General features: G+C 45.8%; 10 protein-coding genes. All 10 read left to right on the top strand.

Annotated features, from left to right (window positions below; all coding sequences use genetic code 11):
* Positions 1-427: 427 nt before the first annotated feature.
* The 10 genes from MKY28_RS13045 (at position 428) to MKY28_RS13000 (ending at position 13,973) form a co-directional block, all read left to right on the top strand.
* Positions 428-1,633, top strand: coding sequence for an ROK family transcriptional regulator (locus MKY28_RS13045; RefSeq protein ID WP_340936148.1), 1,206 nt, complete (start codon positions 428-430; stop codon positions 1,631-1,633).
* Positions 1,634-1,669: 36 nt separating this feature from the next.
* Positions 1,670-2,722 carry an ROK family protein gene (locus MKY28_RS13040; protein WP_340936147.1) on the top strand — a complete coding sequence of 351 codons (1,053 nt, stop codon included), beginning with the start codon at positions 1,670-1,672 and terminating at the stop codon, positions 2,720-2,722.
* 49 nt (positions 2,723-2,771) lie between these two features.
* Positions 2,772-3,995 (top strand): MFS transporter, encoded by a 1,224-nt coding sequence (locus tag MKY28_RS13035; RefSeq protein WP_340936146.1) that lies wholly within the window; start codon positions 2,772-2,774, stop codon positions 3,993-3,995.
* A gap of 21 nt (positions 3,996-4,016) precedes the next feature.
* Positions 4,017-6,260: a helix-turn-helix domain-containing protein gene (locus MKY28_RS13030; RefSeq protein WP_340936145.1), complete on the top strand. Its 2,244-nt coding sequence runs from the start codon at positions 4,017-4,019 to the stop codon at positions 6,258-6,260.
* Positions 6,261-6,500: 240 nt separating this feature from the next.
* Positions 6,501-6,872: a hypothetical protein gene (locus MKY28_RS13025; RefSeq protein WP_340936144.1), complete on the top strand. Its 372-nt coding sequence runs from the start codon at positions 6,501-6,503 to the stop codon at positions 6,870-6,872.
* 395 nt (positions 6,873-7,267) lie between these two features.
* A complete protein-coding gene (locus tag MKY28_RS13020; protein ID WP_340936143.1) occupies positions 7,268-8,869 on the top strand; it encodes an extracellular solute-binding protein in 1,602 nt (533 codons plus the stop codon).
* A gap of 111 nt (positions 8,870-8,980) precedes the next feature.
* Positions 8,981-9,883: an ABC transporter permease gene (locus MKY28_RS13015; protein ID WP_017688833.1), complete on the top strand. Its 903-nt coding sequence runs from the start codon at positions 8,981-8,983 to the stop codon at positions 9,881-9,883.
* Between the two features lie 38 nt (positions 9,884-9,921).
* Complete coding sequence (locus tag MKY28_RS13010) at positions 9,922-10,794, top strand: carbohydrate ABC transporter permease (protein ID WP_340936142.1); 873 nt, start codon at positions 9,922-9,924, stop codon at positions 10,792-10,794.
* A 205-nt stretch (positions 10,795-10,999) separates the two neighbouring features.
* A complete protein-coding gene (locus tag MKY28_RS13005; protein WP_340936141.1) occupies positions 11,000-12,718 on the top strand; it encodes a hypothetical protein in 1,719 nt (572 codons plus the stop codon).
* Between the two features lie 289 nt (positions 12,719-13,007).
* Complete coding sequence (locus MKY28_RS13000) at positions 13,008-13,973, top strand: sugar phosphate isomerase/epimerase family protein (RefSeq protein ID WP_340936140.1); 966 nt, start codon at positions 13,008-13,010, stop codon at positions 13,971-13,973.
* Positions 13,974-13,979 lie beyond the last annotated feature (6 nt).

Genomic DNA, 13,979 nt, shown 5'->3' with positions numbered 1-13,979 from the left:
TAAAAACACTTTGGTCTTGGATGATGACATTTATGATGTTTTCTATACATATTAAAACCTCCCTGATCGTGATAAGGTATTCTATGAGCGTGTCACTGTTTCGGAAATGTATAAACGTCTATTATTGTATAATAATTCCTTTATTGGGCTTCTGTGTTACAGGTGGAGGTTGGTTCTTTCTAGTAAAACTTTCTACTAAAAGAGTGCAATGACAAAAAGCTGTACACCTACCAAACACGATGATATATTGAATTTAATCAATTTGTTAATAAACCTAACTAACTAAGCATTTAGCATAATTTCCAAGAGCGTTTTACAATCAGCAAGATATAGATCGAAACGGTGATATTCGTCTATATTTTGTACCCGAGAGCGACTTTAATCGAATTATGAAAAATGCTAACTAACTATAAGAGGAGGCGATAACATGGCTGGCACACCGCAGTATATCCGCAATCTGAATGAAAATCTCATTATGGATGCCCTCATAATTCAGGGAACCATGTCGAGAGCGGAAATCAGCCGTCAGACCGGACTTAGTAAACCAACAGTATCTTTGGCAGTCGAACATCTGATTGACCGTAATCTGGTGAGGGAAATGGGGCCAGCTGACAACGCTCAGGGTCGAAAAGCAACCCTCATTCGTTTCAACGAAACGGCTTATTATGTCTGTGGTATAGATATCGGGGCAACACGTATTCGGGTTGCATTATCCGATCTGAATGGAGAGATCATTGCCTATAGAACATATCCCATGGTTGTTCAAGGAGCTTATGAGCGAGGAGAAGCGACGATGTTGGAGCTTCTTCGAAGCCATATGAACGAACTGCTTGATGAGAATCATCTGAACTGGGATCAGATTCAGTGCATCGGGTTCGGTATACCAGGCGTAGTGCTGCCTGAATCAGGGCGTATCAATCGTATTGTGGACCCTTTAGCGGGTCTGGAAGAAGCCTTCTCTTTAGAGTCGTTGTCAGGAGCTTTTCCCTGTGAAGTAATTCTGGAAAATGATGTGAATCTTGCAGCCCTTGGGGAGTATCGGAGTGGTGCAGCAGCAGGATATCCCTTGTTTGTTTTTTTCTCCATCGGTACAGGGACAGGCGCTGGGATCATGGTACATGGCCAACTGCTTCGAGGTTTAGGTGGCTTAACTGGAGAGATCGCGGAGATGCTGGTGGACGATGGCCGACGTCTGGAGGAAGTGCTGTCCGCTGATGGTCTGATGCAACTGGCGAAAGATTATCTAGATCAGCATGATGAACTATTATTGGAGGCTGCTGATTCGGGTGCAGATGATCTTCACAGACACCTGACTCCCGAGAGGTTATTTGAAGCTGCGCGCAGTGGAGAAGTAGAGGCGTTAGACATTCTACAACAATACAGCCAGAAGATTGCTTCCGCTCTGCGTCAGCTTAGCGTTGTGCTTGCTCCGGATCTCATTGTGCTTGGCGGAGGTGTAGGAGGGAACGGTGATGTGTTATTGCCTTTACTGAGGCAGATCATCTCTGAGCAATTCCCTGTGCAACCACAGTTAATCTGTTCCAAGCTTGGTGAGCAGGCTGTTGTCACTGGCGCGGTACAGGTAGCCATACAACAAACGATGCTGAACCTTCAGCAGGAAGCCATGGAATAAGAGATTGGATATACAACATGTGAGGAGGGAAAAGGGATGACAGAATCCGTGAAAAACGTAAGTAATAACTATCAGACCAATCAGAATGGTACGGTTGGAGGTGATCCATCCGGCTGGATTGCAGGTATTGACATTGGAGGTACCAAAACATTAATGCTCTTGTCATCACAACAGGCTGGAAATGAAGTTCATGAACGTATCTTGCCTACGCTTGCCAGTGATCAGCCGGATGAGTTCTTCCGATGGTTATTCGCTGAATTAGAAACATTCTGCCGCGAAGTTGGATGCAGTCTGGATCAACTTAAAGGTGCAGGCTTGGGATTCCCTGGTGTGATTCTGCAAGAGGAGGGGATACTGCGAAATGCTCCGGCTTTTCAGTGGCCTGAGCTAGATATTCGCCCTGTTATTGCGAAGTATTACAGCGGGAATATCATGTTGGATAATGATGTGAATATGGCCGCAATGGGCGAGTATGATCAAGGGGCAGCACAGGGACATCAACACTGCGTAATGGTCACGGTTGGAACAGGCATTGGATCTGCTCTTATCCTGAATGGACAGCTCTATAGCGGCCAGAATGGAGCAGCAGGTGAGATTGGGCATTTCATTGCAGGAGACGAAGGGCTTCATACCGGTTATGTTGCGGATGCGGATTTCTTTGGCGTATTTGAGCAAGTGACTTCAGGTACGGGAATTACCGAACAGGCGAGGCGTTATTTTGCTGCTGGAAAGGGAAGTTCCTTATCCCTGATCATGAGTCTGGCAGGAGGGGAAGCGGAACAGATTGAAGCCAGGCATGTATTCAAAGCAGCGGAGTCGGGTGATCTTGCTGCCCTGGAGATTCTGGAACTACCCATGCGTTATATGGCGAGAGGTCTGGCGAATATTACGGCTTTACTCAATCCTTCCATTATAGTGATCGGTGGTGGCGTGGCTGCATCCAACCCATCCTATTATCTAAACGAAGTGCGCACACGCCTCCAACGTTACACTGTTCTGCCTACACTTTTAGCTGTAGCTGAACTGGGGAACAAAGCAGGAGCAATCGGGGCATTGGCTGCAATCAAGTCCAGTCTGACACGCACATAAAAATAGAGAATAGGCGAAGCAACTACAGAAATAAAGGATGGAGATCCGGATGAGAAGTAGACATATGAAGGCTTACACAGAGAAAATAAAAGCCGATTCCAATGATGCAAAACGTGTTTTACTCCAATTACAGGGCCTATATCTGTTTATGGGGCTTGCTGGGGGGATGTTTAACCCGTACATTAATCCCATATTGGTAGCACAAGGGTTTTCCAGTAAAGAAACCGGATTTATTATGGCGTTTGGCACACTCGTATCCATTATTCTTCAACCAATATGGGGAATTCTGGTAGATAAGTTTAAAAAGACACGGTTCGTACTGGTGATAAGCCTGCTTGTTCCTGCATCGTTAGCGTATTTCTACAATATTCAAGTGTACTTTATATTAATATTGATTTATACTTTATGCACTATATTCCAAGTGACTCAAATACCCGTTGCTGACTCCTATGCGGTTACAGCCGCGAGAGTCGCGAACACCTCATATGGCATGATCCGACTCTTCGGCAGCATAGGAACGGGAGTTGGGGGATTTGCCGCAGGGATGTATCTCTCCCAGTTTTCCATTCACATGTTATGGCTACCATTTCTCCTGTTTAACATTCTGAGCGCTATACTGGCAAGTACACTCCCCCGGCAGACGAGCATATCCTCGTCCTCGGTAACCTTCTCCGTAGGTTTGGCAAGATTGCTCCGAAACCGGACATTCCTTCTATTTCTAACAGGCTGTTTCCTGGTTAACCAAACGCTCACTGCGTTTAACTCCTTTTTTGTTATTTCATTTCAGATGGCTGGCGGTTCGGTGACCATGACGGGTACAGCACTGTTGCTGGCGTCAATTACTAATGTTCCATCCATGTTGGCAGCGGCATTCATACTCCGAAAATGGGGGCATGAACGCACGTTGCTGCTTGCAGCGGGGGCGTATATGTTACGTTGGGGGATACAATGGCTATGGCCGACACCTGAGGTCATGATTGGCGTTCAGGTGCTGCATGGGTTATCCTTCGGATTCTTTTATATCGCAGCAGTGGAATATGTGGCTTCGGTTACGGGACGGGAAATGCAGGCCACAGGACAAAGTTTATTTAACATGGTGTTTGCTGGCCTGGGCGGAATTGTTGGTAATATGCTGAACGGATATTTACTCGATTCAGGCGGTCCATCACTGATGTATCTGGCTTGCGCGATCAGTGCGGGACTAGGATCAGTGATTCTATATATCGTCAGCAGGCAGGCCAAAGAACAGAGAAGAGCATACTCATTAGAATAGAGATGGAAGGAGTTGGAGCCTATGAAAGTAAATCTGAAGCGGAATTGGCACACCAAGTTGATGTATTCGTATTTTCCTATTTTTCTGCTTACGATTTCCATTCTGATCTTTCTCTCCTTCCTGATTGTCAACGAACTCTCACGTAACGAAACACAAAAAGCCGACATGATCTCCACCCGCTATATCGTGGATACACTGGAGCGCTCGCTAAGCGACATTGAACTTCGGTTGCTTGAAGACATTGGTGCAAACAAAACATATAGTCGCTTTCTGGAAGCTGGACAGGGACAATTATCGAGTCAGTTCATCTATGATGCGGCAAGTGGGCTGGGACGTATGCTGGATCAGCAGGATATGATTCAATCCATTTATCTCTATCGCATGTCCGATTCCCAGATTCTTACGCCCAGAGGCATGATGCGTTTGGAAGATTTCGAAGATCGTGCCTATATTGAGCAAGCCTTGAAAGATCGGGATAACCTCGGTTGGAATCTACCACGTGATTATAAGGAACGTTCCTTCGACGTACCTTCACAGGTGATTAGCATGAATAAGTGGCTTCCGTTACCGTGGGGCGGGGAAGGACTGCTCGTCATTACCATCCGCATGTACGCAGTGGAACGGCAGATTGATAACATGACCAATGAAAAGTTATCTGTTCTTCAGGTTCGGGATAAAAGCGACAATCTGATCTATACCGCGCATCAAATGGACCCTTCAGCAGGTGAAATCCTTAATCGTGTGACTGCGGACAAGCTTGGTCTGGTCTTCGAGAGTGGTATTCAATCCGGACAGCTGTATTCATGGGTATCCCTTGTTTCTTATGTGTGGATCGGTATTGGTTTATTAACGATTGTTGGTGCGGTGGCGGGACTAATCTACATTACTCGCAGAAATACACGCCCCATCCAGCTGATCATGAATCGAATTCAGGCGTTACAGCCACGTGCCGAGGAGAATGAAGCAACTCCATCCGTCAAAGATGAACTGGCACTCATCGACCGTGCGCTGGAACATCTGATTGCTCAAACGGTTGACTATGAGAAACAACATCATGAAAACTTGCTGATTCATCGCAGACAGTTGCTTGTTGATCTGATGGAAGGAGAGCGGATGGATTCGTTCCGTCAGCGACTTCGCCATCTGCAACCGCTAGAGGAACGATTCATGGAACCGAAGAGTGTTGCTGTCCTCATTGCGGAGATGAATGGTGACGATCTCTCGACCAATCAGAATATTCTGAAGATTGCGCTTATGAACGTAGTGGAAGAACTTGTGCAGAATGAGACCCAGTTCGGCGGTTGGGCTGAATGGTTTGGGAACCGCAGGCTTATTGTAGTGATTGCATCGGATGAGCAGGAAGGACTGGACCGTGAATTACTTATGGATCTGGCTAAGCAGATGCATATGTGGATTGCGGAAAACTTCCGCCTACGGTTTACGTTCGGGATTGGACGAACCGTACCGGGCTGGGAGGAGATTACTCGTTCCTATGCGAGTGCAGATGCGGGTTTGCAGCATAGACTTACCCTAGGTAAAGATGCGATCGTTCTCAGTGAGCAACTGCCGGATCGTATTGAGCTGCAATCGTACAAGTATTTGCAGATGCTCGCAGACTTTGTCCGTGAATTCAGACTAACCGGCGATGGTTGGCGAACGCAGCTGGATCAGATGTTTGTTGCGTTTAATGAAGATCAGATTACAGATAACGATATTCGAATGTTGCTGCAGGCGTTAATCCAGATGTTGTCCCGTGAATTCGGGGAACTGTCTGAGCGTTTGCAAAGCCAATTTTCCGAGGAAATCCTGACTCGTCTTCGCAGTGATATCCAGCAGGTGGAGACACTGGAGGGGATTCAAGAGATTTTGCAGGAGTGGCTTAAAGAGGTTTATCGCAATTATGTATCTGTGAATGAAACGAAAAGTCATCGCGCGATGATCAACGAGCTGCGGATATATATTGAAGAGCATTTTGATGATCCGGATCTGTCGCTGAAACATCTGAGTGATCGGTTCCAAATCTCGGGCAAATATGCGAGTTATTTGTTCAAGGAAGAGTTTGAGATGAAGTTTGTTGATTTTCTGGTGAAACTGAGGGTCGAAAAGGCCTGTCGTCTGTTGTCTGCATCCGATATGGCTGTTCAGGATATTGCTCTTCAAGTGGGATACGCCAATGCAATTTCCTTCGGCAGAGTATTTAAACGGATTATGGGCGTGACACCAGGAGACTACCGCAAGCAGGGTGGAAAACAAGGGGATCAATAACGGAATTGCACCTGTTAGAACATCCGAGTATCGGGTGAAATCCAATAATCTTAGAGATATCAATGAAATCTCCTGTATGAGGCAATAAGGTTTTGTCCCTTATCGTCCTTTACAGGAGATTTTTTGGCTGTTCAACCACGATCTTAGGCCAGTGTGGCTGATATGTTGTTAAGGAATTTTACGAATGTCCTATACTAGCAGTATGACAATTCATAGATTAATAGGGCAGGAGTGAAGATGGTGTACAAACACGGACAGCAAGTGTGGGGATCGGTAGATATCAGTAAACGGGTTACCATTACAGCAAGCAACAACACATTTACATTTCATGTAGATGACTCGTCTTATACGATAACTATACCTGTTGGTACCTACACAACAAGTCAACAAAGGCATGAATCCGAACTTATTCAGGTCATTTCGAAGGCAGGGGTGGCTCAGAACATTCCTGTACGATTTATTTTGGGCGGAATGCATTATGATGAGAAGTATAATGTATTGATTTTGGAACATACGGACACGACCAACGAACATGTCATCGATCAATTTGCGGGAAATGCCATCGATACGTTGTTTGGTCAAATGAAGTTTAATCTTCCGCCAAGGAATTAATACGTCGAATCGTTCTACTCGTGTTGCTAAACAAGGAGATCACATAAGATGTGGTCTCTTTTTCATTTTTTGAAGAGAGATTTAATGGAAAAAAGATTATTGCAAGTTAGGGGATGCCAGATTGGGTATGAGAAATCGACCTTAACGCAACATAATATGTTAATATAGTTAACATTTAAGACATGAAAATTGCATATTGTCAGGAAATATGTTTATATATCGCGGTATTTAACTTAAAAAACGTGAATTTCACATTTTGAAAATAGTTTATTGTCTAAATATCAGATCTTATGTAATGATTAGTGACATTCACAGGTGCAACAAAATGGGATGAACAAAGTGGAGTGGCAATCATGTGAATCCATTCAGAGAGTGTGCGAAAGGGGAAAGGTCAAATGAGATTATTTCAAAGGCGTAAGGCAGACAAGGCAAGTTCAATCCTCGCAGTGGTAACGGCTTTCACTCTATTATTATCTGCATGTTCTTCAGGAAGCGAATCAACATCTTCATCTGGAGAGTCGGGTTCGGGGGAAAAAACGACTTTGAAAGTGGAAATCTTCGATCGGGGAAACACTCCGGCGGGCTACACCATTTCGGACAGTTATCTGACTCGCTTCATTCAAGAGAAGTTTGGTGATCCAAACAACATCGATGTTCAATTTGTTCCGGTACCACGCTCGGAGGAAGTACAGAAACTTAACGTTCTGATGGCGAGTGGCTCTGAAGTACCTGATATCGTCTTTACCTACGATTCGGGAACATTCAACCGGTATGCAGAGCAAGGAGGTCTGACCGAACTTACGGATCTGATCAATCAAAGTGGTCCTAACCTGAAGAAGTTCTTGGGAGATGAAACGCTGGCCTACGGTCAATACGATGGACAACAGTTCGCGGTTCCAGGTAAACGTCTTGTACTTGGCAAGTACGCATCCTATGTTCGTCAGGACTGGCTGGATGCACTCGGATTGCCTTCCCCTGAGACAGCTGAGGAGCTGCATACAACACTGAAGGCCTTCAAGGAAAAAGATCCGGGTAAGGTTGGCACAGGACTTATTCCGATGGGGATGTCCATTGCCTCGGCTCAATATGAACCACTGATCTGGTCATTCATTGAACCGCTGACGGAAGAACAGAAATATACATTAACGCAACAACTGGGTTCTAATGACTATCCAACGTTGTTGCCTGGTTTCAAGGAAGCCCTAAAATATATGAACACACTTTATAATGAAGGATTAATGAGCAAGGACTTTGGACTCGACAAAGACAAGAAAAAGCTGTGGGAAGATGTATCTAACGGCAAAGTTGGATTCTACACCGAGGATGCAGGGGAGATTTATATCTCCGGTACGTACAAAAACCTGCAAACCAATCAACCTGGTGCAGTGATGACACCGATTGATGCATTCAAAAACTCCGAGGGCAAATTCGCAAAACCGGCATATGCACCCAATGCGATGTATGTCATGATCCCTAAATCGAGCAAAAATGCGGAAGCAGCGATGAAGTATCTGGATTGGATGGCTTCGGGCAACAACCTGTTCGACCTGCAATTCGGTGTTGAAAACGAGAACTATGAGCTCGTGGATGGAGTTCCACTGATCAAAGATGATGCTTCTCCTGAAATCGCAGGTCGTATCTATAATTCCGGTGACATTGCCATTATCGTCAATGGTAAATACGTTGGAGATGACAAGAAAAATGAAGAGGCTTATGTCGTACAGGTAGAGTCGAAGTATCGGGATGATATGCGCAAGTCGGTAGCGATCTCTAACACGGACACCATTCAACCGGTACGTTTCTCCAAACCGATTGACGCAGAAGCACGTTACGGTAACGGCTTGAAAGACAAGTTTATGGAGTTTTTCGTGAAAACAACCATTTCCAAACCCGCTGATTTTGAAGCTACGTATGACAGCATGATGAAGGATTACATGGCGAGCGGTGGTCAAGCAATCCTGGATGAACGTACAGAAGCTTACAAAGCGATGAAATAAGTAGAGTAGAGATCACATCTAATGTGTATGACAACCAAGAACAGGGATTTCATTAGGGTGATGGCAACATCGCCTTGATGAAGAATCCTGAATGACATGGGGGGAAGGTATATGAAAACAAGCATCTATTTCCGCAGAAACTGGCAACTATATGCGTTGCTCCTACTGCCCATGATCTACTTCATTATTTTCAAGTATGGGCCAATGTATGGCGTGCAGATTGCGTTCAAGGACTTTAACTTCTTTCAAGGGATCGCCGGTAGTGAGTGGATTGGCTTGGATGCATTCAGAGAAGTGTTTCAAAATCAGGGATTCTACACGGCATTACGCAACACGTTAGTGCTTAACATGCTGGATCTACTGGTCTCCTTCCCGGCACCACTTATATTAGCCATCTTATTGTTCGAGCTGAAGAAGGCCTGGTTCAAAAAGTTGGCACAGACTTTACTGTACATTCCTCACTTTATTTCGTGGGTCATTATTGGAGGGATCGTACTTCAGGTATTCGGTACACAATCCGGTTTTATTAACAATATCTTGATGAGCATGGGATTTGATCCATTACCTTTCCTTTCAGACAAAAACTATTGGCTCTTCACGTATCTTGCGGTAGGCGTGTGGCAGAGTGCAGGCTGGGGTACGATTCTGTATCTGGCATCTCTCACGGGCATTAACCGGGAACTCTACGAAGCCGCAGAAGTGGATGGAGCAAGTCGGCTACGCAGAATCTGGCACATCTCCTTGCCAGGCATCAAAACAACGATTGTTACCTTATTGATCATCAATGTCGGCAACATGATCTCTATCGGCTTCGACCGACCATTTATTATCGGTAACGTGGCTGTACGTGAATACTCGGATGTGCTCAGCACATTTGTCTATCGTGTCGGTTTACAGTCTGGTCAAGTTACGCTCGCAACAGCTGTAGGTTTGTTCCAGGCTTTAGTTGGACTTGTCTTCATACTCGGAGCGAACTATACGTCCAAGAAATTAACCGATGAGAGCATTATGTAGTGGATTGAATCACATATGATCTGTAAGGAGTGAGTGGGATGTCTGAAAACACGGCGAATCGAATATTCAACACGGTAAACGTTATTCTTATTATCATTACGATGGTGCTGTGTCTTGCACCATTCATTCATATTATTGCGATCTCGCTCAGCTCAAACCGGGCGATCGGTTCAGGAGAAGTTTCCTTTTTCCCCAAAGAGTTATCGTTTGAGGCGTATACCAAGGTATTTGCAGATGGATCGATGATTCGTTCCCTCATTCATACCATTTGGCTGACCGTCCTGAGTACGGTGCTAAGCATGGTGATGACCATTGCAGCAGCTTATCCACTGGCAAAGAGTAATCTAAAAGGGCGCAAGTGGTTCATGCTTGTCATTGTGGTGACGATGTTCTTCAGTGGCGGCATTATCCCCGAGTACATTCTGATCAAAAATCTACATCTACTCGATAGCACATGGGGACTTATTCTGCCTGGATTGATTAGTCCGTTCTACATGATTATCCTCATTACCTTCTTCCGAGGTATTCCCGAAAGTCTGGAAGAAGCAGCAGGTATTGATGGAAGCAGCCACTTCGGAACACTTATGCGCATTATTTTGCCGCTATCCCTTCCGGTTATGGCAACACTGAGCCTATTCTACGCGGTAGGACGGTGGAATGGTTTCCAGGATGCACTCATGTATATTACGAAGCCTGAGCTATACCCTTTGCAATTGAAATTGTATCAGATGATTCAGCAAAACCAGATTACAGAATTGATGCAGAACGAAGGAATTGGTGCTGTTCAGGTCCTGCCTGAGAGTCTGAAAGCAGCCAGCGTTATATTCTCAACGTTACCGATCCTGCTTGTGTATCCGTGGTTGCAGCGGTACTTTATCAGTGGCGTAATGGTAGGTGCTGTAAAAGGTTAATAGAGGTTGTTCAAAAAGTTCACTTTTGATTACGAATGATGCCTAGTGGCATCATCAGCATCGAATATGAAATTTAGCCGAAATGTCCGTTGCTCACGTAGTTGTCCTACGCTCCGCTACTCCATTTCTAGCTTAATTCCATCTTCTTGGTACTGAAAACTGATCTTTTTGAACACACACCTATAGTCTCGGGAGGTCACATGACATGACACAACGAAGGGTAGAGAAGATGTCGAAAGAGCAACAGTATCTTGTAAATCAGTCCATGTTGATGATGGATAGCTTTTATGACGAGAAACTGGATCTGATTCGGAGTTTCGAAGAAGAGGATTCATCGCAGCACAGCACACGAGCCAGTGCACATTATGCGCTCGGATTGTTAATTCGAAATGAGCCTGGTGATGTGGAACGCGCGATACGGGTGTTCCACAAGGTGCTCGATGTTCAATATGACGCTCCGGATGAGATCTATCACGGAACCTTCGCGACCCGACCAACTGATGTGCATCCACCAGCGGGTCACTATGCTTGGAAATCTTTTGCGCCAGGCACGGCCTATTTCCTGGAACGCACCTTTGAGAAGGTGTCTGCGCAGTTTATCCATAAACTACAGGAAGGGGGTTCTCTGCTAACAGAGGCAGCAGACCCCAAACAACTGAAAAACCTTTTTTATTCGGCAGTGAATCAGGTTCTGCCACCGGTCTGGATCAGCTATGATCCCAACTGGCGCGAGTTTATCGCTTGTGTCTGTGTGGTTGTGACTGCCGAATTCGCCGAACTACTGCCGGAGACACTCATGAAGCGGATGGATCATGCAATGGAGTTGGCTGTACAAGGGTCAATAGAACGCAGGTTATCCGACGTAATCCCAATGAACACGAATATTGAGTTGATGCACATTTTCATCACCCACTACTACGGCCATCGCTTGAACCGGACAGAATGGATTCGGCATTCGGATGAACAGGCGGAGGGATTGATGAAGGAGTTCGAACAATACAACGGTACATTCGCCGAGTTCAACACGACAACGTATTACGGGGTGGATCTGTCCGTGCTTGGCATGTATCGAAAGTATGGACTCACGGAACGTTTGATCGAAATTGGACACCGGATTGAACATGGGCTGTGGAATAACATTGCGCTATATTACAATGCCAACCTGGAGAATCTCTCCGGCCCGTTCTCCCGGGCGTACGACATGGAGATACGAGAGCATAGTTCGATCGGTGTATTTATCTATCTCTTGCTTGGAGAAGGGTATGAATATCTGGCAGGAATCAACTGTGAGTCAGGCCATGATCCACTGATTGCGCTCCTTGGGGTGGATGTGCCCGCTGAAGCCGTGCCGTATTTCAAGGCTCATCAAGAAGATCGGCTTGTGCAGAAACAGTTCGTGGAACTGTGTGAGCGCAATGATCCAACGTCCAATCGGAATTTGTGTACAGCCAAAGCCTGGATCGGTGAGGATCGGATGATCGGGGCCATGTCGGGAAGTGTGAATACGAATGGACAGATGCATCCAGCCACGATCCACTGGCAGACAGAGACGGGGGAGCGTTATTATCTTCGCTTGATCCGCCGTGAGGTAGGCGAGGGGTGGAACAGTCATCTGCGCGGAGTAACGTTTGATGCGGATCTCACACCAGATTCGTTAATCATTGATGTGGAGCTGGATACGGCTGAAGAAATCGACGTTTATTTTGAAATCAGAGGGCCATTCCTTCGTCAGCAGGATATTACACCAACGTTATGGCAGTTCCCTGGACTTACGTGTACCGTGAAGGCTGAAGCACCTGAACCATCCGTGTTAATGTACGTGAATCATGCGGAGATCATCTATCGTTATGTGCCTGGGAAGACTGCGAACAAGATGAGATTCGAATTGACTTTTCGTGAAGACAACGGTTTGAGGAATAAATAGGTATATAAGATGAACTGAACATTTACACGAGAACGAAGAGTGCAGAACCGATCTGAAGAAGCGGAGCGTTCGCCTGAAAGCTTTCTGCAAGAAAGCTGCATCGGAAGCATAAGCTATCACCGGATTTTTCCCTTTGGAGAAGGGATCAAAAAAATCTGGGGATAACAGCGATTGGAAGATGGTACTGCAATTGGAGTGATCTAGTGTAAGTTTATTGGTTCAACTTATATAGATAGAGATAAATGGAATATGAATAGGCGATAGAATGAGAGATAGGAGGACCAATCATATGTATACGGACAAACAGGAATATTCGTTCTCAACATGTTGGAATATCAAACGTCATACGACCGGACAAGGCATGATCGAGGAGATCAAGTCCCTTGGATTCAAACAAGTTGAACTGAATTATAACGTAACGGAAGAGATGCTGCAGACGATAGAACCGATGATTGAACAGGGCGAGATCGGTATATCCAGTGTGCATAATACATTCCCGCATGTGGCTGATCCTGATTACGGGACGGATTCCGTCCTGCTTGGGTTCAATGATGAGCCGCGCCGCAGACGGGCGATTGAGCTGTTACTTCGCTCAGCCGAGTACGCACATCGTTATGGGGCCAAGGCTGTTGTTGTACATCCCGGTGAGGTTCCGTTTGAATACAATATAGATGAAGCGTTGAAAAAGATATACCACGATCAGGGGCCGGACTCACTGGCATATCAATCGTTATGGCAAGAGATGCTGGAGAAGCGGGAAGATGGCAGCGCACATTATCTGAGCCGGATTCAGGAGAGTCTGGAAGAGGTATGTAACTTGTCGGAGCAGCGGGGATACGGGGTGAATTTCGGTATTGAGACCCGTTCACGCTGTTATCAGATGCCGACTTTGCACGAAGCGGGAACGATTATTGGACAGATGAAGGGCGCGCCGCTTGGTCTTTGGTACGATATTGGTCACGGCATGATGATGGATCGAATGGGGCTGTACGATAATGTACGTGAGGCTAACGCGTTGATTGATCACGTGGTTGGCGTGCATATTCATGAAACCGTAGGGTTATCAGATCATTGGTGTCCATACATCCATAGTAAAGACATGACCTTTTTTGATTCATTTTTGGATATCATTGAACGTTCGCCAGTGAAAGTATATGAGCTGAAAGCCGCGTGCACACCGGAAGAGATTGATGAGAGTCATGGAATAATCACGGCTCGTATTGCTGAACGTCATGCGGCGCGTCAGCGCGGGTAAAGGAGC

The organism is Paenibacillus sp. FSL R5-0473, assembly GCF_038004565.1.
GTDB classification, from domain to species: Bacteria; Bacillota; Bacilli; order Paenibacillales; family Paenibacillaceae; genus Paenibacillus; species Paenibacillus amylolyticus.
The sequence above is the reverse complement of the archived record's forward strand: the minus strand, read 5'-3'. Positions and strand labels throughout refer to the sequence as shown.